The organism is Mesorhizobium sp. ESP6-5, from assembly GCF_020164695.1.
GTDB lineage: Bacteria > Pseudomonadota > Alphaproteobacteria > Rhizobiales > Rhizobiaceae > Mesorhizobium > Mesorhizobium australicum.
Genome location: NZ_JAIUGR010000004.1, coordinates 238,711 through 262,521, shown reverse-complemented (window position 1 = coordinate 262,521; position 23,811 = coordinate 238,711). Strand labels below are relative to the sequence as shown.

Here is a 23,811-nt window from a genome sequence, read left to right as displayed (position 1 = left end):
AAGAAAGACTACGAAAGCCACGAAAGAAATATGAAAGCAGCGCCCCCGCCATGAAGCTCAAATTCAAGGTCCAGCCCTATCAGACCAATGCCGTCGAGTCGGTCGTCGACTGCGTTGCCGGGCAGCCGTTGGTCGCCGGCGTCACCTACCGGATCGATCCCGGCCGAAAGGCACAGGCAAGCGCCTTTGAGGACGGGTTCAAGAACGCTGACATCGCGCTCACCGACCTCCAGGTGTTGGCCAACATCAAAGAAGTCCAGCGGCGGCAAAACTTGCCTATCTCGGACAAGCTCGTCTCCAGCGCCGGGTGCAAGTTCAACCTGGACATCGAAATGGAGACAGGTACCGGCAAGACCTATTGCTACATCAAGACGATCTTTGAGATGAACAAACGCTACGGCTGGTCGAAGTTCATCATCATGGTGCCCAGCATCGCAATACGGGAGGGCGTTTACAAGTCGCTGCAGATCACCGCCGACCATTTCACGGAAAGCTACGGCAAGAAAGCCCGCTTCTTCATCTACAACTCCAAGCGGCTGCACGAGCTGGAGAGCTTTTCATCGGACGCCGGCATCAACGTCATGGTGATCAACATCCAGGCGTTCAACGCCCGCGGCGCCGACAACCGGCGCATCTACGACGAGCTGGACGATTTCCAGTCGCGCAAACCCATCGACGTGATCGCCAGCAACCGACCCATCCTGATCCTCGACGAACCGCAAAAGATGGAAGGCGCCGCCACGATGGAGGCGCTGCCAAAATTCAAGCCGCTAATGATCCTGCGCTACTCGGCTACCCATCGGACTCAGCATAGCCGCGTCCACCGGCTCGACGCGCTCGACGCCTATAACCAAAAGCTGGTGAAGAAGATTGCCGTGCGGGGGATCCAGACCCGCGGCCTCGCGGGCACGAACGCCTATCTGTACCTTGAGGGCATCGACATCTCGAAGAAAGCGCCGGTGGCCCGGATCGAGCTGGAGGTGAAGCTCAAGTCCGGCGCGATCAAACATCAGCTCAAGCGGTTGGAGTTCCGAGATGATCTTTTCGCCGAGTCCGGCGAGTTGGACCAGTATCGTAACGGCTTCACCATCTCGCAGATCGATGCCCGCAACGACACCGTCGAGTTCAGCACGGCGCAGTGCTTCGGGCAGGTGAAGCGACCGGCGATGTCTCCGAGCGCGACATAAGGCGCATCCAGATCCGCGAAACCATCAAGACGCACCTCGACAAGGAGAAGCAGCTCTTCGCTCAGGGCATCAAGGTGCTGTCGCTGTTCTTCATCGACGAGGTGGTGAAGTATCGAGACTACGACCGGCCCGACGAGAAGGGTGAATATGCGCGCGTGTTTGAGGAGGAGTATGAGCTTCTTAAGGCGGAATATCTTTCGGAGCTGGCGATCGACAATGAAGCCTATCGTAAGCACCTAGCCGGTATCGCCGCTGCGGCGACCCACAATGGCTATTTCTCGATCGACAAGAAGACGAACCGGCTGAAGGATCCCGTGGTCGGCGTACGCGCAGTCGACTCCGACGATGTGGACGCCTACGATCTGATATTGAAGGACAAGGAGCGGCTGCTCTCCTTCGGAGAGCCTACCCGCTTCCTCTTTTCCCATTCGGCGCTCCGGGAAGGGTGGGACAATCCCAACGTATTCGTCATATGCATGCTCAAGCATAGCGACAATACGATCTCGCGGCGCCAGGAGGTTGGCCGCGGCCTGCGATTATCAGTCGACCAGCACGGCGACCGGATGGATCACCCCGCTGTCGTCCACGATATCAATGTGCTCACAGTCGTTGCCAGCGAGAGCTACAAGGATTTCGTCAGTGGCCTGCAGAAGGAAATAGCCGATACCCTGACGTCGCGACCCAGGAAGGCGACCGAGGCCTATTTCGCTGGCAAGACCATAACGACCGAGGCCGGGCCGATCGAGATCACGCCGGCGATGGCAAAGCAGATCTATCGCTACCTGGTGAAGAACGATTACTCGGACGATGCGGATCAGATTTCGAAGGCCTACCACGAGGCCAAGGAAGCGGGAATCCTGGCAGAGTTGCCGGACGAGCTGAAACCTCACGCCAGCGAGATATTCCAGCTCGTCGATAGCGTGTTCAGCGATGCGCAGTTGCCAAAGGTCGAGGATGGTCGGAAACCCAAGACCAACCCGTTGAACGACAACTTCGACAAGAAGGAGTTTCAGGAGCTGTGGACGCGTATCAACCGGAAGGCTGTTTTTCGCGTAGATTTTGACTCCGATGAACTCGTTCGCAAATGCGCGAGCGCGCTCGATGACCGACTGCGAGTGACGCCGCTCCAATACACAGTAAAAACGGGCATCCAGCGCGATGCTCTCACTCATGAAGAGCTTATCCACGCTACCGGCTTTGGTGAAAACGAGCAGGCTACCTACCGAGCAGATAGCGTCCACTCGGTGGTTCGCTACGATCTCCTGGGCAAAATCGCCGAACTGACGGAACTGACGCGAAAAACCGTGGCGGAGATCCTTACCCGGATCACAGCTGGCGTTTTCGGCCAGTTCAAGCAAAATCCGGAACATTTCATCTCGGAGGCTTCTCGGATTATTACCGAGCAGAAAGCGGCAATGGTCATCGAGCGCCTTGCCTATGACAGTCTTTCGGAATGTTACGAGGTCGATATTTTCACGGGCAACCAGACCGGACAGGATTTCTCCAGGGCCAGCGGGAAGCTTAAGAACCACATTTACGACTATGCTATCACGGACTCTGAAATCGAGCGCCGATTTGCCGTGGAGCTCGACGCGGGTAACGAGGTGGTTGTCTATGCAAAGCTGCCTCGCGGCTTCCTGATCCCGACGCCGGTCGGTGACTACAACCCGGATTGGGCGATTGCGTTCAGGGAGGGCAGCGTCAAGCACATTTTCTTTGTCGCCGAGACTAAGGGCACGATGTCCTCAATGAAGCTGCGCCAGGAAGAGAACACCAAGATCGAATGCGCGAGAAAGTTTTTCGACGAGATTGGCCGGCGCGTCACTGAGGATCGCGTCAGATATGATGTTGTGACCAGCTATGAGAAGCTCATGGATATCGTCGGACGCGCGGCGACGTGAAGAAGATACAAATTTAACAGCTTTATCTTTCTTGAGGAGGGGACATGGCACGCAAGAAATTGACGAAGGCTCGCAAGACGCTTCTTATCAAGTTTGAGTCCATAATCGGCAATGAATGCTACAATGCAAATATCCAAAATTGGGGACCGGGTGGCGTCTTCCAAGGCGAAGGCCGTGAATTTCGGTATCCAATCACCTTTCGCGATGAAGAGGGCACGAAGATCAAGAAGCGCTATGTCGATGAAAACATGAAGGCCGATGCCGATCGGCGGCTACTATGCGTTCGGAGCCAACGAACTCCACATAATGAATGGCCTGGATCGTGTGCTTCAATACCTTGAGCACGAATATCAGCTCAAAATCTAAGCCTTGGACGAAGCCGGATTGGCCAGGCGCGCCGTCCCGTGCGCGTTGGCAATTGTTGTTAAGTTTTGGGGGGACGAATGAAAATTTCCACGATACTGGACCATATCGACAGCGGCCATATGGCCTTGCCTGAGTTTCAGCGAGGATATGTGTGGAACCGCGACCAGGTCCGGGGCCTGTTCGACTCACTTTATCGCCGTCACCCTGTCGGAGGCCTCTTGGTCTGGGCGACAGAGTCCAAATCGGCCGCTCATCGCGGTGACGGTCAACTGGCTGCCGGGATTGTAAAGCTGTTGCTCGACGGGCAGCAGCGAATGACGACGCTCTACGGAGTAGTTCGCGGTAAGCCGCCCAAGTTCTTCGACGGAAACCCGCAAGCATTCACAGGTTTGCGTTTCCACCTCGGCACGGAAACCTTCGCTTTTTTCCAACCCGTCAAGATGCAGGACGATCCACTCTGGATCGATGTGACGAAATTGATGCAGGCCGGCACGACGGGGCTTGGGACTTTCATTGCGGCCCTGTCCACCAATCCTGATCAGCTTGCCTATGTTGGTGTCTATGCCGGTCGTCTGAGCACGCTGCTCGGTATAACCGACATCGCTCTGCATATCGAGGAGGTTACAGGTACGGACAAAACGCTGGATGTTGTCGTCGATATCTTCAACCGGGTGAACAGCGGCGGCACCAAGCTCTCTAAAGGCGATCTTGCCTTGGCCAAGATTTGTGCAGAATGGCCCGACGCCCGAGAGTCCATGAAGCTCAAGCTCAAGGACTGGACAAAAGCCGGCTACAATTTCAATCTCGATTGGTTGCTACGCTCGGTCAACACAGTCCTTACCGGCGAGGCCAAATTTAGTTATCTACACGACAAGGACGCACTCGACATTCAGGATGGTCTGAAGCGCGCTTCAAAGCACGTCGACGCCAGCCTCAACCTTATAGCTGGAAGGCTCGGCCTCGATCACGATCAGGTCTTTTTTGGTCGGTTTGGGGTGCCAGTGATGGTCCGGTTTATGGATCAGAAAAAGGGTTCGCTAGACGCGGTTGAGAGCGACAAGCTGCTCTTCTGGTTTGCACAGGCAGGAATGTGGGGCCGGTTTTCTGGGTCAACGGAAACATTTATCGACCAGGATCTGGCGGCGCTCGAGGGGTCGCAGGGGGGTCTCGACGCACTTCTCGAGCGACTTAGGCTGTGGCATGGCGGCTTTCGGGTGGAGCCGGCCCATTTCACGGGTTGGAGCCTAGGCGCTCGCTTCTATCCGATCCTTTACATGCTCACGCGTATGGGGGCGGCTAGAGACTGGGGTACAGGACTTCCACTCAAGGCGAACCTGTTGGGAAAGATGAGCCGCCTGGAGGTGCACCATGTATTTCCAAAGGCGCAGCTTTACAAGCGAAAGCACAACCGGTCCGACGTGAATGCTCTGGCCAACTTCTGTTTTCTGACGAAGGACACTAATCTGAGCATTAGTGATCGTCTGCCTGAGGTCTACTTCGCAGAGGTGGAGGCCAAGCATCCTGGCGCGCTGGCGTCTCAATGGGTACCGACCGATCCCGCGCTCTGGAAGATCGAACGCTACCGCGACTTCCTGGAAGCACGAAAGGAACTCCTGGCTGCAGAAGCCAACAGGCGTTTCGAGGAGTTACTGCACGGCGACACCAAATGGTTGGGCGCATCCGCAGTGACTGTCACAGTGGAACCTGTCCCGATAGGCGGCGTGACGAGCGAAGCAGAGGAATTGGAGCTAGAGGCCCTCAATGACTGGGTTGAAACTCAGGGACTGCCTCGTGGGCAGGTCAGCTACGATTATGCCGACTCCCTTACGGGGGACCAAAAGGCCATATTCGATTTGGCTTGGCCTGACGGCCTGCAACCGGGACTCACCGGGCCAGTCGCGGTGCTGCTGAATGAGCCAGTCGGAGTTCTATCGCTGGCTAGTGCAGCTGGCTTTCGCTGTTTCACTTCGGCGGAGGAATTCCGCCATTATGCAACAAATGAGATCCTGAGGCTGGAGGCTGCTTAGTCGTTGCCTGCCGCGGCCTTTCGTAAAGGAGGCGCTTCCGGATGTAGACGCGCTAATTAAAATCAAGCTTCTGACGGCCACGAGCGGACCCGAGCCGCTTGGCAGTAGGCGCAGCACCTGTGTGAGTTGATCTTCCGAGCACCGGAGCGAGCCGTGCTGGTTGTCCTCGGATCAATCGGATGGTGTGGTTCGCGGTTCAGCGTCGCCAGTAGCCTCATATTCGTGAAAAAATAAATTCACGCCAGCCTTGACAAAAGAAGGCTGAGCGTGTGATACGTTTTTCACAAAATTGAGGTCACCCATGAAACTCTCGGACGAATACCTCCTCCGATATCAGCACTGGCAATCGCGAAGGATAAGCGAGAGCAATGAGGATTGGGATGTGCGTCCTTGGCTGAAGAGCACCTGCGCAGCATTCGAGGAATTCGTTTTGAAAGCCCGGGGCCGCGAGATCGAACAGTTTCAGGACTTCGGCGCTTGGAAGGCTGTTTTGCTCTTTGAGAACCTGGCCTTTTTCGGACTCTATGGCGCTGTTCTGGAGGAGCCCGAGCCCGAAGACGCGAGGAGGATAATTGAGCTCGGTCTTCAGGACGGCGAAAAAATGGTAGCCTTGGGCGATCGCCCCAGTCGTTCTGTGCCGGGTTTCATCCTGGACCTCGCGGCATCGCGAAGGGCGCTCGACGAAGGACATGGATCCATCGATCCGACCTCTCTTGCGACCTTTGCTGGGCTTTCAGTGGGGCGAGTCCACAATCTCATGTCCGGCAAAGATGCTCAGTTTGCCTCGGAAAACGGGCGTATCCCCGTAGAACAGGCAGCAGCTTGGCTAGCAGGCCGCAGCGCGTTTTGGCCTTCGATCTGGCAGGAACCCAAGGACGCAGCAGATACATCCGAACGCTTCCGTGTACCTGTTGCTTCTGATGGCACTATCTTTCACCCAGGCCTTCGACGTCGTAGCGGGTTCATGGTCGGTGAGAAAGGATCAGAACGCCTCTTTGATACGTTCGACCAAGCGCTTGCCGCCCTTCACGAAATACGAGAACCACGCTGGCGCCGCCCCAACGCGCAAGGAAATTGGGGCATCGTGAAGGCTACGGGGTGGACGTTCATAACGAAAAAGGAACTTAATACCTTCCGGCCCTAATCGCCGATCTCATACCCGTAAAAGTGATTTTCACCCCGCCTGGAATGAGGCGGGACCCCTGTACTTGTGCCAAGGAGGAGATCTTAACATGACCCCAGCTGATATTTTGCATTCCCTTGCGACTCAAGATGCCGTGCGGACGCCTGACCTTCCCCAGCGGCAGCGAGGTATCTACGGGCTCATCAATCACGAAGGCGAGCTCCGCTACATTGGCTCGACCTCGCGAGCGGCGGAGAATTTCCACAAGCGAATTCATCAGCGTCACCGCACCGGGTCGGAAACGCACAGCCATTACTTCTCGAAAGTCTACTGCTGCGGCCGGATGTGGCGTGACCCTTTTGACCGGAGCAACGTCGCTGATGCAAAAGTTGCCAAAGCGGTTCGAAACGAATTCATCGCGGCTTATTGTGGAGCGGTCTATGTGCCCATTCCGGGGAACGAAGCCACTATCCAGTTGCTTGAAGCTGAGGTGATCAGAATTGCCCCAACCCGATTTAAGGCGTGGAATGGCCGAACCGATCTTGTCTACCAAGAGCCTGTGAATTTACTCGACAAGCTGCTTGATGCGCGCGGCTATGGCGAAGCAATCCGAGAGGCTCTTGCGCGCCAAGCCGCACGGGAGCGTGCAAAGCGGTAGGCTGGACGGTACGGGGACGAGGGCTGCCGGCCAGACTTGCAGGTTCACTCGCCCCTTAGATAGCCTTTGGTGAAATAGTACTTTTTCTGGGTGGTGAGCGGACCATGTGCCGGCCTGTTCCCCGCCAAGCTGCCTGTGGGAGTTCAGAAAATGGTGTACCCCTTCGGCTTGACAGTGTCACAACGGCGTCACAGCGAGGTCGAGAAAATGCGTCAAACGAGCGCCTTGCGCGCCAAAGCCGCGCAGGATAAGAATTCAATTAATGACCGGATAAGTATTTGGGAACGAAGGCTTTTCTGGTGGCAAAAATCCCTATCTGTGGGGCTGCACCCGTAGCTCAGCTGGATAGAGCGCTGCCCTCCGAAGGCAGAGGTCACAGGTTCGAATCCTGTCGGGTGCGCCATGCTTCCAAGGTCCGTTCCGGACACATAGGTTACGGTTTATACCGGAGACATGGGTAACACTTTTGGCCCGAAGGGGTTTTGGAGCCAGACTTGGCCACAACCACCACCAGACGTGTCCTGATCACCGGCGCCGGCGCGGCTGACGGCATCGGCTTTGCCATTGCGCGGCAGTTTGGCCGGGCCGGGCATGCGGTTTTCCTGACCGGCGCCAGCGCGCGGGTGCTGGAGCGCGCTGGCGAGCTTCGCGGCGATGGCGTCGATGCCACGGCTGGGGTCGCCGATCTCACCATCGCCGCGGAGGTGGAGCGGCTGCGGGCCGAGGCCGGCGCTGTCGATATCCTGGTCAACAATGCCGGCATGGGATCGCTGGCGTCGCCGTCCGTGGACAAGACGTTCCTGGCGATGAGCGAGGCCGAGTGGGACCGGGGCATCGAGACCAGCCTGAAGACCGCGTTTCTCGTCACCAGGGCGTTTCTGCCGGCGATGGTCGAAACGGGGTATGGGCGCATCGTCAACGTCGCGTCGGTGACCGGGCCGCTGGTATCCTACCAGGGCACCGCCGCCTATTCCGCGGCGAAGGCCGGCATGGTCGGCCTGACCCGGACATTGGCGCTGGAAGCGGCGCGCCACGGGGTCACCGCCAATGCCGTCGCGCCCGGCTGGATCGAAACCGGCGCGTCGAGCGAGGCGGAGCGGATGGCGGCCCTGCATGCGCCGCCGGGCCGCGCCGGCCGGCCCGACGAGGTCGCGGCGGCGGTCGTGTTCCTGGCTTCCGAGAGCGCCAGCTATATCAACGGCGCCTTGCTGGTGGTCGATGGCGGCAACAGCCTTGAAGAACGCAAGGGATAGACGGCGCGGCCAGTCTCATGCCTTGGCGGATTTCCACCTTGGCGCAACTCCTTCCACCGTAATGAAGTGTAACCTCTATCTCGTTAGAAATTTCCCCGCCGCCACCTGGCCGCTGGCACCGTCACTTGACTCAACCATCAGCCTGCACTAATCATAAGTCATGACTGTTGATAGCGCACAGCTTGCCGCCCTGGGCGATCCGACCCGAAGGCAGATTTTCGAGCTGATCGCGGAGCGTCCGCGCTCGGTGGCGGAGGTCACGCGGCAGGTCAGCGTGTCGCAGTCCGCGGTGTCGCAGCATCTCAAGGTGCTTCGCGACTCGCGGCTGGTGCGCGCGGAGCCGAAGGGCGCCAGCAACGTCTACCACATCGATCCGCACGGGCTGGGCCAGATGCGCGCCTGGCTCGACCGGTTCTGGAGCAAGACGCTCGCGGCCTACAAGCTGGCCGTCGAGACCCCACCAGAGGAGTGACCATGAACACCCAGATCCCCATCGCCTCCGTGAAACAATCCGTCGTCGTCGAGGCGCCGATCGAGCGCGCCTTCAAGGTCTTCACCGAGGATTTCGGCAGTTTCAAACCGCCCGAGCATAACCTGCTTGCAGCCCAGATCGCCGAGACGGTGTTCGAGCCTCGCGTCGGCGGCCACGTCTATGACCGCGGCGTCGACGGCAGCGAGTGCCGCTGGGCGCGCGTGCTGGCCTATGAGCCCCCCAACCGCGTGCTCCTGAGCTGGGACATCAGCCCGCAATGGCGCATCGAGACCGACCCGGCCAAGACCAGCGAGTGGGAAGTGCGGTTCACCGCCGAAACGGCTGGGCGTACCCGCGTCGAGATCGAGCACCGCAACCTGGAGCGCCATGGCCAGGGCTGGGAAGGTGTGCGCGACAGCGTCGCCGGCGATCAGGGCTGGCCGCTTTACCTGCAGCGCTATGCCGATCTGGTTGCTCGGCAGGCCTGATCACGGTTCAAAGGCGCTTCGCGCCTGGGCGGTCAGGGCGCCACGCCCCTGCACGCCCAGGCGACATTGGCGAACGACCTCGGGCCGTCCGGTCGCCCGGCCTGATAGGCATCGCGCACGGCAGCCTCGGTGCGCTCGCGCTCGGCTGCCTCCAGCGTGGTCACGTATTTGCCGAGCGGGCCCTCGCCGGCTGAAATCGGCGCCCAGTAATCGGCGAAGTCCTGGTAATCCATGCGGATCATCAGCTCGGTTTCGGTCACGTCGGCCAGCCCCTGCTCGATGAAGGTCCGCTTCATTTCGCCGGGCTGCATCATCGGCTGGAAGCAATAGCGGCCGCGCAGCTGGCGCCCGCTCTCGCTGAGCGCGGCGACCGTGTCGATCATCATGCGCATGCCCGCCATGCCGCCGAGATGGTCCCACACCACGGCCGCGACCACGCCGCCCGGCCGCGTCACCCGGCGCATTTCGGCAACCGCCTTGCCGGCTTCCGGCACGAAGTGAAGCACCAGCAGCGCCAACGCGCGGTCGAACGCATTGTCGGCGAACGGCAAGGCGGTGGCGTCGGCCTGCGATATCTCGATGCGCGGATCGGTGTTGCGTCGCTTTGCGGCCTCGACGAAAACAGGCGAAAAGTCGATGGCCGCGATCGCCGCGAGGTCGGCGGATTTCGCCAGTTCGAACGCCAGGCTGCCGGTGCCGCAGCCGACGTCGAGGATCTTTTCGCTGGGGGCGAGCCCGGCGAAGCCGATGAAGCTGGGCGCGAGCTTTCGGCTCCAGCGGCCCATCAGTTGCTCATAGCCGGACGCGTCATGAACGGTGAAACTCGACGTCATATGCCCCTCCCTTGGCTGCGGGCGCAGGCTAGACCTCTATCAGGATGAAGCCAAGGCAGGGGAGCACGGCGGACGCCTGCCTCCGAGTGCGGGAGGAAAAGTCCGGCTCTTATGCGACACCCTTGAATGCCGCCACGCTCTCGCGCTCCACCAGCGGGCATTCCAGCTTGGTGATTGGATGTCGCCCCCGCCCCACTATCGCAGGCGCTTCCAGCTGCTCGATCGCCCATTGGCCCATGGCCATGTGCGGAAGGATCGACGTCGTCAGCGGCGGGAACAAATGCCGGGCGATTTCCTCGTCGTCATAGCCAACGACCGAGATGTCGGCGGGAATGTGCAGGCCGGCTTCCTTCAGGGCTTCGTAGCAGCCGATCGCGGTGCGGTCGTTCTGGCAGAAGATGGCGGTCGGGCGGTCCTTCAGGGCCAAGAGCTTCACTGTCGCGGCGTAGCCGGCGCTGGCCGACCAGTCGCCCTCGACCACCAGTTCGGGGTCGAAGGGGATGTCGGCGGTGGCGAGCGCGCGGCGGTAGCCTTTCAGCCGGTCCTGTGCTGCCTGCATCCAGGGTTCGCCCGTGATGGTGGCGATGCGGCGGTGGCCGTGGCTGATCAGGTGTCGCGTCGAGCTCTGGCCGCCGGCGATTTCGGAGGGCACCACGGCGGGGAATGCATAGTCCGCCGTGTAGCAGTTGAGCAGGATGACCGGGATGTCGAGGCCGTAGAGGAAATCGGGCGCCGTGATTTCGCGGGTGAAGATGGTCATGTAGATCAATGCCGAAATGCCGCGCCTGGTCAGCGCCGAGATGGCGCGCGGCTCCATCACGGCGTCGCCCATGGTCTGCGCCACCAGAAGCACGTTGCCGGCATTCCACGAGGCCTGGCGCGCGCCTTCGATGGCGACCACCGCTTCCGGGCTGGTGGCGAGCTGGTCGACGGCGAAGCCGATCACGCCGTCAAGTCCCTCGAAGGCCGGGCCATCAAAAGCCGCAACGGGCTTCAGCGCGGAGAAGGCGGGGGCGCTGTAGCCGAGCGCGCGCGCCGCCTCGATTACCCGCTCCCGCGTCTGCCGCGACAGGCGAATGCCAGGTGAATTGTTGAGCACGAAGGAAACCGTCGCCTGCGAGCAGCCGGCGGCGCGTGCGATGTCGGTCATGGTGACGCGGCCCTTGGGCTTTGCCGCCGCCTTGCGGCGCTTCCTGATGGCCTGGTCCGTCGTCTCGCTCATGCCGCCCCCAAATTCCCAGCCTGTCTAGCTGTAGCCCGCCGGGCCGACAAGATGAGGCGACGCTTCCGATTCACATGCGCATCGACCGAACTAATAACTATTACCATCCTTAGGCCCACTCCCGCCATACAGGCTCGAGCCCTCGCAAAACCAGAGGTCGCAAAGCCCCCGCTGCGTGGGATCAGCCATCACCGCGTCGGCAAACCGATTCGGCCGTGACACCAGAGCGCCACCGGAACGGTCGTTTGCTAATAGTGTTTACTAATACAAGGATGCGCTATACCGTCAATCCATCGCCTCCGGCCCCATTGGTCCGGCTGCGATGGAAGTGTCTGTGAATGGCCCGATGGGGAGCGGATATGACTTCCGCAAACCATGTCTCAGATATGTGATATGTCAGACAAATCGGACTATTTACGAACGAGGAATGAGTCTCTAAAGTCCGTGGCCGTGGCTGGTAACGACGCCATTCTTTCACTGCCGGGAACCCCTTGAGGAGGAGGGCGTCCACGCCGCAGACGGCAATTCAGGTGAGCAAGACAAATTTAGTGTGCAAGACAATCCAGTGAGCAAGTCCGGTCAGCCCTACGACTGACCAAAACGGGAGGTTGAACATGAAATCCTTGATACGCAATGCATCCGTGGCCGCCGCGGCCCTGGCTGTCGGCCTGACGGCGACGGCAATCGCGCGCGCCGACGACAAGCCGACGCTGGCCTTCGTCGTCAACGGCGCTTCCGACTTCTGGAAAGCGGCCGAAGCCGGCGTCAAGAAGGCGCAGGGCGAACTGCCCGACTATACGCTCGAACTCAAATATCCCGAACAATCCTCCGTCGCCATCCAGCAGCGGCTGATGGACGACCTGGTGACCGCCGGCGTCAAGGGCATCATGGTCTCGGCCGTCGATCCCAAGACCTCGACGGATGGCCTGAACAAGATCGCTTCGCAAACGGCGCTGTTCACCACCGATAGCGACGCCCCGCAGACCAAGCGTGTCGCCTATATCGGCTCGTCCAATGTCGACGCCGGCAAGCAGGCGGCCGAAATCGCCAAGAAGGCGATGCCGGACGGCGGCAAGTGCCTGGGCTTCGTCGGCCTGCTCGGCGCCGACAATGCCAAGGAGCGCATCCAGGGCATGAAGGACGGCCTCGCCGGCACCAAGATCGAACTCGTCGACGTACGCGGCGACGACATTGACCAGGCGCGTGCCAAGAAGAATGTCGAGGACGCGCTGGTCGCCAGCCCCGACGTCACCTGCATGGTCGGCTTCTACTCCTACAACACGCCACGCATCTATGAAGCGCTGCGCGATGCCGGCAAGCTTGGCTCGATCACCGTCGTCGGCTTCGACGACGATCCGATCACGCTGGGCGGCGTCAAGGAAGGCACCATTGCCGCCACCGTCGTGCAGCAGCCCTTCGAGTGGGCCTATCAGGGCATGAAGCTGATGGCCGCCTATCTCAAGGGCGACAAGTCGGGCATCCCGGCCGGCAATTTGATCATCATCCCGACCAAGATCATCGGCAAGGATGACGTCGACGCTTACGCCGCCAATCTCAAGGCGATGGCTGGAAACTAAGACCAGAAGCAGTTCAGCCGGCTCAACTTCGCTTGAGCCGGCTGTTCGCATTGACGAACCCTGCCGGGGTCGTCAGTCTGCAGAACGGGCCATTTCGGCCCACCGGCTGCTGTCAGGCATGATGAATTATTCCGACACATCCATCGCGGCGACCACCCCGTTTCTCAGCCTCGAGAACGTGCGCAAGACCTATCCGGGCGTCGTGGCGCTCGACGGGTTTTCCATGGAGGTCAGGCCGGGCGAGGTCATCGGCCTGGTCGGCGAGAATGGCGCCGGCAAATCGACGCTGATGAAGATCCTCGGCGGCGTTACCACGCCCGATAGCGGCGCCATCACGGTCGACGGCGCCGCCCACAAAGGCCTGAGCGTGGAGGGGAGCCTGGGTTCGGGCATCGCCTTCGTCCACCAGGAACTCAACCTCTTCGAAAACCTCGACGTCGCCGCCAACATCTTCTTCGGCCGCGAGCCGCTGCGCGCCGGACCGCTGAGACTGGTCGACCGCGCGAAACTGCGCGACATGGTGGCGCCGCTGCTGAAGCGCGTCGGCGCCAACTTCTCCGCCGACACGCAGGTCGCGGATCTGTCGCTGGCGCAGCAGCAGATGGTCGAGATCGCCAAGGCGCTGTCGATCAAGGCGCGCCTGGTGATCCTCGACGAGCCTACATCGAGCTTGCCGCTGGCCGAGACCGACAAGCTGCTCGACGTCATCAAGGCACTGAAGGCCGACGGCATCAGCGTCATCTTCATCTCGCACCGCCTGCATGAGATCGAGCGCGTCGCCGACCGCGTCGTGGTGCTGCGCGACGGCATGCTGGCCGGGACGCTCGGCAAGCGCGACATCAATCACGACCAGATGGTCAAGCTGATGATCGGCCGCATGCTGAAGGAGCGCGAAAAGGCCTCCGAGGCGGCGCGTGCGCCTGGCGCCGTGGCGCTTGCGGCCAAGGCCGTCCGCACCCCCACCTACCCCAGCCGGCCGGTCGATCTCGACGTCAGGCGCGGCGAAATCCTCGGCCTTGCCGGCCTTGTCGGCTCCGGCCGAACCGAACTGGCGCGGGTGTTCTTCGGCATCGAAGCCAGCCTTGGCGGCACGCTGGAGCTCAACGGCAAGCCGTTAACGCTGGCCAGCGCGGCGGACGCAGTCGCGCAAGGCATCTTCCTTGTGCCGGAAGACCGCAAGCTGACCGGCATCCTGCTCGACCTGTCGATCGCGCAGAATATTTCACTCCCCAATCTGCCGGCGCATGCCAGGCGCTCGCTGGTCTCCGCAAGCGCCGAGACCGCCACCGCCGAGAAGCAGAAGAAAAACCTCGGCATCAAGGCGCCCTCGGTGCAGACGCGCACCGGCACGCTGTCGGGCGGCAACCAGCAGAAGGTCGTGCTCGGCAAATGGCTGGCCATGAACCCGAAGGTGATGATCCTCGACGAGCCGACGCGCGGCATCGATATCGGCGCCAAGGCCGAGATCTACGGGCTGATGCGGGCATTGGCCGACGCCGGCGTCGCCGTGCTGATGATCTCTTCCGACATGGAAGAGGTGATCGGCGTCTCCGATCGCATCGCCGTCATGCATGAGGGCCAGATCTCGGGCATTCTCGACAAGGATCAGTTCAGCCAGGAAAACGTGCTTTTGCTCGCGGTGGGCAAACCGGCGAACAGGCCGTAAGCGGAGACGACGATGACAAAGAAAGATCTCGGCCTGCTGATCCTGATCCTGGTGGTCGGGGCGATCGTCGCCATCATCAATCCGCGCTTCCTCTTGCCGATCAACCTCGCCAACACCTCGAACCTGATCGGCCTGTTCGGCATCCTCTCCATCGGCCAGGCGTTCGTCATCATCACCGGCGGCATCGAACTGTCCGTCGGCTCCGTTGTCGCGTTGCTGGGCACGCTGTTCATCGACTTCATCGCCGTGCGCGGCGTGGGATGGCCTGTTGCCTTCGTGCTCATCCTGGTGCTCGGCGCCATCATCGGCCTGGCGCATGGCTGGCTGATCACGCGGCTCAAGCTGCAGCCCTTCGTCGTCACCTTGTGCGGGCTTTTGATCTATCGCGGCGTCGCGCGCTTCTACACCGCCGACGGCACCGCCGGTTTCGCCTTCGGGCAGAATTTTCCCGATCTCGAATTCCTGACCGCCGGCCGCTCCTGGGGCGTGCCGAACTCCTTCTTCGCGCTGATCGTCATCGCCATCGTCATGTGGGTGGTGCTGCACCGCTCGGTGTTCGGGCGCTATCTCTACGCCATCGGCAAGAACGAGGAAGCGGCAAAATATTCCGGCATTCGCACCGGCCGCGTCGTCATGGCGGCTTACGTCATCTGCGGCGTGCTCACCGCCCTGTCGGCGATCTATTTCGCCATGTACACGCGCTCGATCTCGCCGGCCAGCCACGGCCAGTTCTACGAGCTCTACGCCATTGCGGCCGCGGTGCTCGGCGGCTTCTCTCTGCGCGGCGGCGAGGGCTCGCTGATCGGCGTCATCCTCGGCACGGTGCTGCTGCAGGAACTGCAGAACCTCGTCAACCTGCTCGGCATTCCCTCCTCCCTCAACTTCGCGGTGATGGGTGGCGTCATCCTCATCGGCGTGCTGGTCGACCAGCAATGGGGTGTGTTCCGGGCGCGCCGGCGGATGGTCGATGCCGCCCGCAAGGGCGCGGTCGGCGCCGCCGCGGAATAGGTCAGTCCCGGCAGAAATAGCTTACCGGTGCTGGGCGCTGACGGGGTGGCGTGCCTTTCGCGGCCACCCTCTGGTGATCCGCCGTGCGGCCTTGGCTGAAATTACCTGCCGCTCTGGCGTGCGGCGCGGCGAACGCTTTGCAACAGGATGGCAAGGCAGCCGACCAGCAACAGCCCACCGCCAAGCAGCGGCGGCAGCGCGAGCAACTTCACCGCCGCGGTAACGGCGGCCACCAGGACCAGCGACAGCAGCGCCAGATTGCCGTCATCGACGAACATGCCGAAGACCTCCCTGGCAACGAGACGAAGGACGTTCATCGGGCGAGCCCTCCGGCTGCCGTTGGAAGGATGCCGCGCAGCCAGCGCACCATGGCGAAGGACGCCAGCGCGACGATGGCGAAGATGGCGAGCAGGGCAAGATCGGCGCCAGGCCAATGGGCGCCGATGCCTTCGCCGGTCCAGAAGATGCCAAAGCTGGTCAGCATCAGCCCGACCACGAATTTGAGCGCATTCTCGGGCACGCGCGCCAGCGGCCGGTGGACGGCCAGGCCGACAAGCATCACCAGGATGAAAGCCGCCAGCGCACCCATGCTGGCGTAAAATGTCTGCCCATGCGCGGCGCCGACGGCAATGACAATGAACACCACCTCGACACCCTCGAGCAGCACCGCCTTGAACGAGGCCAGCCCGGCGAGGTAGTCGGCGCGCCGGTCGGCGGCCTGCCGGTGGAGGGCCGCGGTTTCCTTGGCGAAGGCCGCTTCCTCGTCATGCAGAGCAATGACGCCGACGCTGCGCAGGATGGCTTTTCGAAGCCAGCGCATACCAAACAGGATGAGCAGCACCCCGACGACGAACTGCAGCGTGGTGATCGGGACCAGCGCCAGCAGCGGGCCGAAGGCCAGCACCAGGGCCGCCAGCACCGCCAGCGCCAGCGCGGCGCCGGTCAATGCCGGGCGCCAGCTGCGTGTCACCCCCACCGCGAGCACGATGGTGAAAGCTTCGACGACCTCGACCAGCGAGGCGAGAAATGCCGCCGTGATTGTCGAGAGGACGGGTGTCAGTGTCTGCATGAAGCTTCCTGTCTGGCTCGACCCCTGATTCCCTGGGGCGAATCCCCGGAGCGTAATCCAGAATCACCCCATGCGGCCAGCAGCCCGGAGCGTTTCCAGCGACAGCGCAAGCAGGCGGGTGAAACAAGTCCGGATCAGATCAGGCCCGATATGTCGGAAAAGGCCATGGCCTTGCGCAGCACTTCGGCGAAACGCTCGCCGGCCACTTCGCGCGGACCGCTGTTGTCGATCGATGTGACGCCAGGGCCGGACAAGCTCATATTGGCGCTGCGCGCCAGCCGCGCCAGCACCTCGCCGCGCGACTCGCGGCCGCGCATGGCCAGCCGCTCGGCCAGCACCTCGGGCGAAGCGGTGATCTCGACGATCGCCAGATTGGCATAGCGCTCGCGCAAGGTGGGGATGATCGCGCGCGACACGTTGGCGACGGCGACATGTCCATTGGAAACAGACCAGTCGACATCGGCAGGCAGGCCATAGCGCAGGCCATGCGCTTCCCAGGAGACGGCGAAAGCGCCGTCGGCATCGGCCTCGGCGAAGGCGGCGTCGGCCAGCGTATCGTGGTCCTCGCTCGCCGCATCGCTCGGCCTGGTGATGACGCGGCGCACGAACTCCAGCTGCGTCTCGTCGGCAAACAGCGCCTTGGCGTAGCCGATCACCGTGTCCTTGCCGGCACCGCTGGGGCCCACGACGGCGACAAAGACGCCGTGACGGATCGGAAAGGTTTCGGCGGACAGTTCGCGCTCGATCGAGGCCGACACCATCATGCCACCCGGCGCCCCTGCCGCCAGACGGTGCGCACGACCGGAACATGATCGTCGACGCGCACGCGCACCAGATCGGCGCGACGACCCTGCTCGATGACGCCGCGGTCGTCGAGGCCGACTGCCTGCGCCGGGTTTTTGGAAACCATGGCGACGGCCTGCGGCAGCGAAATGCCTTCCACCATGTCGCCCAGGAAGAAGGCCGACTGGATCAGGCTGAAGGGAATGTAGTCGGACGACAGGATGTCGAGCAGGCCATCGCTGGCCAAGGTGCGTGCCGAGACATTGCCCGAATGCGAGGCGCCGCGCATGACATTCGGCGCGCCCATCAGCACGCCGAGCCCGGCGGCCTTCGAGGCCCGCGCCGCTTCCTCGGTGGTCGGGAACTCGGCGACCCGCACGCCCTGCTCGATGGCCTCGTCGACATGAGCGGACGTCGCATCGTCATGGCTGGCGAGCACGATGCCGCGCTCCTGGCAGGCGGCGGCGATGAAGACGCGGTTCGGCCCGGAGTTGCGTGCCGATTCGTCCATCCGCTTCTCGCAGAATTTCTGGAAATCGCGATCCGAGAGTTTCAGCTTGCGCTGGTAGTAGTAGGCATAGGTTTCAAGGTTGACGAACTGGCGCTGGCCCGGCGCGTGGTCCATCAGCGACGCCAGCTTGACCCGTTCGTCACCGTCGAAATTGGCGAATGCGTTGAGGCAATCCGGCGCTGAAACCTCGCAGCGAAGATGCAGGAAGTGATCGGCCCGCAGACGATCCCGCGCGACGCTGTCCTCGATCGCATCGGCCAGCTTGCGGATGTCGTCCAATGTCAGGTCGGCGTCCTCGTCCATGCCGACGCGCAAGGCATCTAGCACGGTCGTGATGCCGGCGGTCGCCACCTGCGCGTCATGGGCGAGCACCGCGGCGATCGGGTTCCAGCGCACTTTCGGCCGCGGCGCATAATGGCCCTCGAGATGGTCGGTGTGGAGTTCGACCAGCCCTGGAATGATAAAGTCGCCGCCCATGTCCTCGCCGGTCCGGGCAGCACCGGCATCGATGCCGGCGATCAAGCCATCGCGCAGCACCAGTGAGCCTTCGACGATCTCGTCGGCAAGAACGATGCGGGCGTTGGAAAGAACAGTTTCGGCGGTCATTGCGGGTAGTCCTTGGTTCTTGCAGTCGGGTTTCGTTCAGGCGGTTTTCCGGGCCGGGCGGCGTCCGAGCGCGTGCTGGGAAAGCACCATGAATGGCGCGCCGGGTTCGGGTTCGACGAACAATGTCAGCGCGTCCACGAGCACGGGCTGGCGCAACACATCGGCGAACAGGCTGTCGATCGCCGCGCGCAGGCGAGGGCTTTCCTGTGGGCCGGCCCGGCCGGACAGGGTCATGTGGAAGCGGAAGGTCTCGAAGACATAGGGATAGCCCCATTGGCAGAGATTGCGAAACTCGGCCGGCTTCAGCGAATCCGGGCTGCGCCGCTCGATCTCGGCCTCGGACAGCGGCGCGCGAAACCGGTCGAAATCGCGTACCACATTGTCGGCGAAGCGGTTGAGCGGCGGCAGCGGCCCTTCCGGCACCAGCGCGAAGAAGCTGTCGATCTGGCTGACGACCAGGCGCGGGATCGTGACGACAGGCGTAACCTCGGCAAAATGATCCAGCGCCGCGCGCAGCGAGGTCTCGGTCTCCGTGGCAGCCAGGTGGAAGGGCGCCTTCAGCGTCGCGTGAAAGCCGTAGCGGCGTGCCGAGGCGGTGTGGAAGGCCACTTCCGCCGCCGACAGATCGGCAACGGCCTCAACCGGCCTGGTCGCGGCACCGAACGGATCGCGGCCCAGCCAGTCGGCGGCGATGCGCGCCAGCGGCTCGTCCTGCCGGGGGGTGAAATAAATGGCATAACGCATGGGAAGTCCTCGTCAGAACTGCTGCCATAGGTGATTTCCATGACGGATTGACGAAGCTTTGACGGGTTTTAGAAGGCAAATCGACCCCTAGGGTCCTTAGCCGACGATTTTTCCCAGCTGGACCAATAAGTTCGGCCGGAAACGCGAGACGGTCAGGCCTTCATCAACCATTCGTGCTCGGGCGCATTGTGGAATTTCCAGGTCCGCTTCGGTCCGGCCATCACATTGAGATAATAGAGGTCATAGCCGTGGCAGGCGGCACAGGGGTGATAGCCCTTGGGCACCAGGACCACATCGCCGTCCTCGATCGCCATGGCTTCGTCCAGCGCACGATGTCCGCTTTTGTCGGCATCGGTGTAGACGCGCTGGAAGGCAAAGCCCTGCGGCGGGTTGAGGCGATGGTAGTAGGTTTCCTCCAGATAGGATTCGGCAGGCAGATTGTCCTGGTCATGCTTGTGCGGCGGGTAGCTCGACGTGTGACCGCCGGGCGTGATGACCTCGACGACCAGCAACGAGTCGGCCGGCTGGCCTTCCGGCAGGATGTTGGTGACGTAGCGCGTATTGGTGCCCTTGCCGCGCACCTCCTGGCCGAGATCGTCCGGTCCGATCACCCGGACCGGCAGGCCACCGCCAAGACCAGGCGCCGAGCAGACGCCAAGTTCCAGCTCGGTATCGGCCGTTACCGACCAGTCCGATCCCTGCGGCACGTAGACCGACCACGGCTTGCCATCGAAGGGCGACATGCGCTCGCCGAGCAGGCCGAGATCCTTGCCGCCGGCTTTCGCGGTACCCTTGCCGGTCAGGAACACCAGGCAGACTTCGCGGTCTTCCGTCGTTCCCGAGGCGCTTTCGCCCGGCTTCAGCCGATGCAGGTCGAAACCGACATAGGTCCAGCCGGCGCTTTTCGGCGTCACATGGGCGACGCGGCCATGGCCCTTGTCGGCCTTGACGAGCAGTTTCGACATTTTGTCTCTCCTATCCTAGCCTTCCAACTTCGTCATCCTGGGGCGGAGCAGGAGCGAAGCTCCGTCGCGAAGACCCTAGGATGACGAAGCGAGGGGCGTTTCGGCCAATCGCCGACGTGTGCGATCCGTTACGCTCGCAGTATCCAATCCACAAAACTGCTCGCGCCATGGACCGCCTATTCCTTCGGATCGGCCGGAGGCTTCGTCTCGTCGGCCGGCTTATAAAGATAAAAAAATTGCCATGCGCCGTAGCCGGCAAAGCCGAGCGCGATGACGCCCCAGAACGGCGTGCCGGTGGCGAACTCGATGACCGACCAGATGAGGCAGACGGCCACGACGGCGATGCGCCGCCACAGCGGGCGGAAGAACGGGTGTTCATAGTCTTTCATCGCGCCATCCGAAATTCAGCAGCCTGTCCTCAGATAGACCGCGCGTCACGGCTAATCCAGTCTTCAGGCATTCGGAAACCCTTGCGTCTCCACCGTGTAGCCGGCTGATGTCATCACCCGCATCAGCTCCTTGTGGCCAACCTGCGCCATCTTCAGCGGCGGGTTCTTCTTCGGGTCCTGCTCGGCCTCGACCACGAACCAGCCTTCATAGCCGTGGTCGGCGAAGCGCTGCACGATGGCGCCGAAATCGAGGGAACCGTCGCCCGGCACGGTGAAGGCGCCGAGCGCCACGGCATCGAGGAAGGACTGCCTCGTACGGTCGAGCTTCTCGATCACGCCCATGCGCACGTCCTTCACATGGACGTGGCTGATGCGCTTGTGATGATGGTCGATGGCGCGCAGCACGTCGCCGCCGGCAAAGGCGAGGTGTCCGGCATCGAGCAGCAGTGGGATGCCTTCGCCGGAATGGCGCATGAAGGCGTCGAGCTCCGGCTCGGTCTCGACCACGGCCGCCATGTGATGGTGATAGGACAGCGGCATGCCTTGCTCGGCGCACCATTCGCCGAATTCGGTCAGGCGCCGCGCGTAGGCCTTCATCTCGTCGCCAGTGAGCTTCGGCTTGGTGGCGAGCGGCTTGGAACGGTCGCCCTGGATCGAGCGGCCGACCTCGCCATAGACGATGCAGGGCGCGTCGACTGCCTTGAACAGGTCGATCATCGGCTGGATGCGGTCCTTGTTGGCAGCCATCTCCTCATCGACCAGCGTGCCGGAAAACCAGCCGCCGCACAGCGTCACGTCGGCGGCCTTCAGGATCGGCAGCATGATGGCGGGGTCGTTGGGAAAGCGCCGGCCCATCTCCATGCCGGTGAAGCCGGCAGAGCGCGACTGGCGCAGACATTCCTCCAGCGACACGTCATCGCTCAGTTCGGCAAGATCGTCGTTCCACCACGCGATGGGGGACATGCCCAATTTGGCTTTCAAGTCGTCACTCCGGGATTAGACAGTTCAATTTTTTGGCGCTAGCGCCGCCCCTCATCCGCCTGCCGGCACCTTCTCCCCGTATCGTGACGGGGAGAAGGGAGCTGGCGTCAATCGCCGACGCTCTGCATCCGCCGCTTCTCGTCATAGGCCTTGCGCGCGGCGTTCACTTGAGGCCGTGCCGAGACCTCGGGCACCGCTACGTCCCACCAATGGCCGCCGGCATCGGTCGAAACCAGCGGATCGGTGTCGATGACCAGCACGGTGGTGCGGTCGTTCTTCTTGGCTTTTTGCAGCGCGTTTTCCAGCTCGGCGATCGACGGCACTTTCTCTGATATCGCGCCCATGCTCGCCGCATGCGCGGCAAAGTCGATGTCGGGCAGGATTTCATGGCGCGAGTCCTGCAAGAGATTGTTGAAGTTGGCGCCGCCGGTCGCCATCTGCAGCCGGTTGATGCAGCCAAAACCCCTATTGTCGAGCAGCACCACGGTCAGCTTCAGGCCGAGCATCACCGAGGTGACGATCTCGGAGTTGAGCATCAAGTAGGAGCCGTCGCCGATCATGACGACGACCTCCTCGTCGGGCTTGGCCATCTTGGTGCCGAGCCCGCCGGCGATCTCGTAACCCATCGTCGAGAAGCCATATTCGGCGTGGTAGGAGCCCGGCGCACCGGCCTGCCAGAGCTTGTGCAGTTCGCCGGGAAGTCCGCCTGCCGCATGCAGCAGCGTCACGCCTGAGCCCATGGCGCGCTGCACGGCGCCGATCACCTGCGCATCCGAGGGGAAAGCAGCGTTGGTCGAGGCCGTCACCTTGGCCGCATCGGCCTGCCAAGCCTTCTTGCCGGCGGCCGCATTGTCGGTCCAGGCGGCGGGCGCCTTCCAGCCTTGCAGAGCGGTTGCCAACTCGGCCAGCCCTTCCCAGGCATCCGCGACCAGCGGCAGCGCCCGGTGCTTGCCGGCATCGAAGGGCTGCACGTTGAGCCCGATGATGGTCTTGCCGGAATTCTTGAACAGCGCCCACGAGCCGGTGGTGAAATCCTGCAGCCGCGTGCCGATGGCCAGCACGACGTCGGCCTCTTCCGCCAGTCGGTTGGCGGCCGAAGTGCCGGTAACACCGACGGCCGCCATGTTGAGTTGGTGATCGTCCGGCAGCGAGGACTTGCCGCCTTGCGTTTCGCAGACCGGAATGCCGGCGGCTTGGGCGAACTTGGCCAGTTCGTCGGAAGCCTGGGAGTAGAGCACGCCGCCGCCGGCGATGATCAGCGGCTTCCTGGCTCCCTTGAGCGCCGCCACGGCCGCCGCCAGTTCGTCACGGTCCGGACGCGGCCGGCGCTGGCGCCAGATCCGCTCGGCAAAGAAACTCTCGGGATAGTCATAGGCCTCGGCCTGCACGTCCTGGCAAAGCGACAAAGTCACCGGGCCGCATTCGGCCGGATCGGTCAGCACCTGCATGGCGCGGCTCAGCGCCGGGATGATCTGCTCCGGCCGGGTGATGCGGTCGAAATAGCGCGACACCGGGCGGAAGCAGTCGTTGACCGTCGCCGTGCCGTCGGAAAAATCCTCGGCCTGCTGCAGCACGGGATCGGGAATGCGGTTGGCAAAGACGTCGCCCGGCAAAAACAGGACGGGCAACCTGTTTACGTGGGCGAGGGCCGCCGCCGTCACCATGTTCAGCGCGCCAGGGCCGATCGAAGAGGTCGCGGCCATGAAACGGCGGCGGAAATTGGCCTTGCCATAGGCGATCGCCGCATGCGCCATCGCCTGCTCATTGTGGGCGCGGAAGGTCGGCAACTCGTCGCGCACCTGGTAGAGCGCCTCGCCGATGCCGGCGACATTGCCGTGGCCGAAGATCGCCCAGACGCCGCCGAAGATTGGCGTTTTTCTCCCGTCGATCTCGGTCATCTGGCGGGACAGGAAGCGGGTCAGCGCCTGCGCCATCGTCAGGCGGATTGTCTTGCTCATGGTGTTTTCCTCCGCAGTCCCTAC

At 62.3% G+C, this 23,811-nt stretch carries 23 protein-coding genes and 1 tRNA gene; 13 read left to right on the top strand and 11 right to left on the bottom strand.

Going from position 1 to position 23,811, the window contains the following annotated elements; genetic code table 11:
* Positions 1-50: 50 nt before the first annotated feature.
* From LB524_RS08185 to LB524_RS08140, 10 genes are all read left to right on the top strand, one after another.
* Entirely contained in the window at positions 51-1,187 is a 1,137-nt protein-coding gene (locus LB524_RS08185) for a DEAD/DEAH box helicase family protein (RefSeq protein ID WP_224525132.1), read from the top strand.
* Positions 1,139-3,088, top strand: coding sequence for a hypothetical protein (locus LB524_RS28975; protein WP_224525129.1), 1,950 nt, complete (start codon positions 1,139-1,141; stop codon positions 3,086-3,088). Before LB524_RS08185 ends, LB524_RS28975 begins: the two co-directional genes overlap by 49 nt.
* A gap of 44 nt (positions 3,089-3,132) precedes the next feature.
* Positions 3,133-3,429, top strand: a complete 297-nt coding sequence (locus LB524_RS08175; RefSeq protein WP_224525127.1) for a hypothetical protein — start codon at positions 3,133-3,135, stop codon at positions 3,427-3,429.
* A 102-nt stretch (positions 3,430-3,531) separates the two neighbouring features.
* On the top strand, positions 3,532-5,481 hold the full coding sequence (locus tag LB524_RS08170; protein WP_224525125.1) for a DUF262 domain-containing protein: 1,950 nt from the start codon (positions 3,532-3,534) through the stop codon (positions 5,479-5,481).
* A gap of 301 nt (positions 5,482-5,782) precedes the next feature.
* Positions 5,783-6,625: a hypothetical protein gene (locus tag LB524_RS08165; protein WP_224525120.1), complete on the top strand. Its 843-nt coding sequence runs from the start codon at positions 5,783-5,785 to the stop codon at positions 6,623-6,625.
* Positions 6,626-6,713: 88 nt separating this feature from the next.
* Positions 6,714-7,262 (top strand): GIY-YIG nuclease family protein, encoded by a 549-nt coding sequence (locus tag LB524_RS08160; protein WP_224525118.1) that lies wholly within the window; start codon positions 6,714-6,716, stop codon positions 7,260-7,262.
* 326 nt (positions 7,263-7,588) lie between these two features.
* Positions 7,589-7,665: transfer RNA gene (locus LB524_RS08155), tRNA-Arg, on the top strand.
* Positions 7,666-7,756: 91 nt separating this feature from the next.
* Complete coding sequence (locus LB524_RS08150) at positions 7,757-8,515, top strand: SDR family oxidoreductase (RefSeq protein ID WP_224525116.1); 759 nt, start codon at positions 7,757-7,759, stop codon at positions 8,513-8,515.
* A gap of 160 nt (positions 8,516-8,675) precedes the next feature.
* A complete protein-coding gene (locus tag LB524_RS08145; protein WP_015314540.1) occupies positions 8,676-8,987 on the top strand; it encodes an ArsR/SmtB family transcription factor in 312 nt (103 codons plus the stop codon).
* Between the two features lie 2 nt (positions 8,988-8,989).
* Positions 8,990-9,475, top strand: a complete 486-nt coding sequence (locus LB524_RS08140) for an SRPBCC family protein (RefSeq protein ID WP_015314541.1) — start codon at positions 8,990-8,992, stop codon at positions 9,473-9,475.
* Between the two features lie 32 nt (positions 9,476-9,507).
* Here the strand turns inward: LB524_RS08140 and LB524_RS08135 are convergent, their stop codons facing one another.
* Entirely contained in the window at positions 9,508-10,308 is an 801-nt protein-coding gene (locus LB524_RS08135) for a class I SAM-dependent methyltransferase (protein ID WP_140824238.1), read from the bottom strand.
* Positions 10,309-10,417: 109 nt separating this feature from the next.
* On the bottom strand, positions 10,418-11,530 hold the full coding sequence (locus LB524_RS08130) for a LacI family DNA-binding transcriptional regulator (RefSeq protein WP_181166461.1): 1,113 nt from the start codon (positions 11,528-11,530) through the stop codon (positions 10,418-10,420).
* 614 nt (positions 11,531-12,144) lie between these two features.
* Between LB524_RS08130 and LB524_RS08125 the strand changes: the two genes are divergently transcribed.
* From LB524_RS08125 to LB524_RS08115, 3 genes are all read left to right on the top strand, one after another.
* The gene (locus LB524_RS08125; protein ID WP_015314544.1) at positions 12,145-13,107 is read left to right on the top strand and encodes a sugar-binding protein; all 963 of its coding nucleotides are present in this window, start codon (positions 12,145-12,147) and stop codon (positions 13,105-13,107) included.
* A 121-nt stretch (positions 13,108-13,228) separates the two neighbouring features.
* Positions 13,229-14,773 (top strand): sugar ABC transporter ATP-binding protein, encoded by a 1,545-nt coding sequence (locus tag LB524_RS08120; protein WP_015314545.1) that lies wholly within the window; start codon positions 13,229-13,231, stop codon positions 14,771-14,773.
* 12 nt (positions 14,774-14,785) lie between these two features.
* The gene (locus LB524_RS08115) at positions 14,786-15,781 is read left to right on the top strand and encodes an ABC transporter permease (protein WP_224525114.1); all 996 of its coding nucleotides are present in this window, start codon (positions 14,786-14,788) and stop codon (positions 15,779-15,781) included.
* Positions 15,782-15,882: 101 nt separating this feature from the next.
* On the opposite strand, the gene LB524_RS08110 is transcribed toward LB524_RS08115, so the two are convergent.
* From LB524_RS08110 to iolD, 9 genes are all read right to left on the bottom strand, one after another.
* Positions 15,883-16,098 carry a hypothetical protein gene (locus LB524_RS08110; protein WP_140615349.1) on the bottom strand — a complete coding sequence of 72 codons (216 nt, stop codon included), beginning with the start codon at positions 16,096-16,098 and terminating at the stop codon, positions 15,883-15,885.
* Complete coding sequence (locus tag LB524_RS08105) at positions 16,095-16,850, bottom strand: COG4280 domain-containing protein (RefSeq protein WP_224525111.1); 756 nt, start codon at positions 16,848-16,850, stop codon at positions 16,095-16,097. Before LB524_RS08105 ends, LB524_RS08110 begins: the two co-directional genes overlap by 4 nt.
* A 134-nt stretch (positions 16,851-16,984) precedes the next feature.
* Positions 16,985-17,614, bottom strand: coding sequence for a phosphonate metabolism protein/1,5-bisphosphokinase (PRPP-forming) PhnN (gene phnN, locus LB524_RS08100; RefSeq protein ID WP_224525109.1), 630 nt, complete (start codon positions 17,612-17,614; stop codon positions 16,985-16,987).
* Positions 17,611-18,750 carry an alpha-D-ribose 1-methylphosphonate 5-triphosphate diphosphatase gene (locus tag LB524_RS08095; protein ID WP_140824240.1) on the bottom strand — a complete coding sequence of 380 codons (1,140 nt, stop codon included), beginning with the start codon at positions 18,748-18,750 and terminating at the stop codon, positions 17,611-17,613. The genes phnN and LB524_RS08095 overlap by 4 nt, the downstream gene beginning before the upstream one ends.
* A 36-nt stretch (positions 18,751-18,786) precedes the next feature.
* The gene (locus LB524_RS08090; RefSeq protein ID WP_140615355.1) at positions 18,787-19,494 is read right to left on the bottom strand and encodes a DUF1045 domain-containing protein; all 708 of its coding nucleotides are present in this window, start codon (positions 19,492-19,494) and stop codon (positions 18,787-18,789) included.
* Between the two features lie 152 nt (positions 19,495-19,646).
* A complete protein-coding gene (gene iolB / locus LB524_RS08085) occupies positions 19,647-20,459 on the bottom strand; it encodes a 5-deoxy-glucuronate isomerase (RefSeq protein WP_224525108.1) in 813 nt (270 codons plus the stop codon).
* A 176-nt stretch (positions 20,460-20,635) separates the two neighbouring features.
* Positions 20,636-20,848 (bottom strand): DUF3329 domain-containing protein, encoded by a 213-nt coding sequence (locus LB524_RS08080; RefSeq protein ID WP_224525092.1) that lies wholly within the window; start codon positions 20,846-20,848, stop codon positions 20,636-20,638.
* A 63-nt stretch (positions 20,849-20,911) separates the two neighbouring features.
* Positions 20,912-21,829 (bottom strand): myo-inosose-2 dehydratase, encoded by a 918-nt coding sequence (gene iolE, locus LB524_RS08075; RefSeq protein WP_224525089.1) that lies wholly within the window; start codon positions 21,827-21,829, stop codon positions 20,912-20,914.
* Positions 21,830-21,936: 107 nt separating this feature from the next.
* Positions 21,937-23,787 carry a 3D-(3,5/4)-trihydroxycyclohexane-1,2-dione acylhydrolase (decyclizing) gene (gene iolD, locus LB524_RS08070; RefSeq protein WP_224525086.1) on the bottom strand — a complete coding sequence of 617 codons (1,851 nt, stop codon included), beginning with the start codon at positions 23,785-23,787 and terminating at the stop codon, positions 21,937-21,939.
* Positions 23,788-23,811 lie beyond the last annotated feature (24 nt).

Coding starts and splice junctions, on each gene's coding strand:
- LB524_RS08090 (WP_140615355.1), bottom strand. CDS start 19,494: ATGCGTTATGCCATTTATTTCACCCCCCGGCAGGACGAGCCGCTGGCG.
- LB524_RS08140 (WP_015314541.1), top strand. CDS start 8,990: ATGAACACCCAGATCCCCATCGCCTCCGTGAAACAATCCGTCGTCGTC.
- LB524_RS08165 (WP_224525120.1), top strand. CDS start 5,783: ATGAAACTCTCGGACGAATACCTCCTCCGATATCAGCACTGGCAATCG.
- LB524_RS08175 (WP_224525127.1), top strand. CDS start 3,133: ATGGCACGCAAGAAATTGACGAAGGCTCGCAAGACGCTTCTTATCAAG.
- LB524_RS08095 (WP_140824240.1), bottom strand. CDS start 18,750: ATGACCGCCGAAACTGTTCTTTCCAACGCCCGCATCGTTCTTGCCGAC.
- iolD (WP_224525086.1), bottom strand. CDS start 23,787: ATGAGCAAGACAATCCGCCTGACGATGGCGCAGGCGCTGACCCGCTTC.
- LB524_RS08115 (WP_224525114.1), top strand. CDS start 14,786: ATGACAAAGAAAGATCTCGGCCTGCTGATCCTGATCCTGGTGGTCGGG.
- LB524_RS08080 (WP_224525092.1), bottom strand. CDS start 20,848: ATGAAAGACTATGAACACCCGTTCTTCCGCCCGCTGTGGCGGCGCATC.
- LB524_RS08170 (WP_224525125.1), top strand. CDS start 3,532: ATGAAAATTTCCACGATACTGGACCATATCGACAGCGGCCATATGGCC.
- LB524_RS08130 (WP_181166461.1), bottom strand. CDS start 11,530: ATGAGCGAGACGACGGACCAGGCCATCAGGAAGCGCCGCAAGGCGGCG.
- iolB (WP_224525108.1), bottom strand. CDS start 20,459: ATGTCGAAACTGCTCGTCAAGGCCGACAAGGGCCATGGCCGCGTCGCC.
- phnN (WP_224525109.1), bottom strand. CDS start 17,614: ATGATGGTGTCGGCCTCGATCGAGCGCGAACTGTCCGCCGAAACCTTT.
- LB524_RS08120 (WP_015314545.1), top strand. CDS start 13,229: ATGAATTATTCCGACACATCCATCGCGGCGACCACCCCGTTTCTCAGC.
- LB524_RS08105 (WP_224525111.1), bottom strand. CDS start 16,850: ATGCAGACACTGACACCCGTCCTCTCGACAATCACGGCGGCATTTCTC.
- LB524_RS08110 (WP_140615349.1), bottom strand. CDS start 16,098: ATGAACGTCCTTCGTCTCGTTGCCAGGGAGGTCTTCGGCATGTTCGTC.
- LB524_RS08160 (WP_224525118.1), top strand. CDS start 6,714: ATGACCCCAGCTGATATTTTGCATTCCCTTGCGACTCAAGATGCCGTG.
- LB524_RS08135 (WP_140824238.1), bottom strand. CDS start 10,308: ATGACGTCGAGTTTCACCGTTCATGACGCGTCCGGCTATGAGCAACTG.
- LB524_RS08125 (WP_015314544.1), top strand. CDS start 12,145: ATGAAATCCTTGATACGCAATGCATCCGTGGCCGCCGCGGCCCTGGCT.
- LB524_RS08185 (WP_224525132.1), top strand. CDS start 51: ATGAAGCTCAAATTCAAGGTCCAGCCCTATCAGACCAATGCCGTCGAG.
- LB524_RS08145 (WP_015314540.1), top strand. CDS start 8,676: ATGACTGTTGATAGCGCACAGCTTGCCGCCCTGGGCGATCCGACCCGA.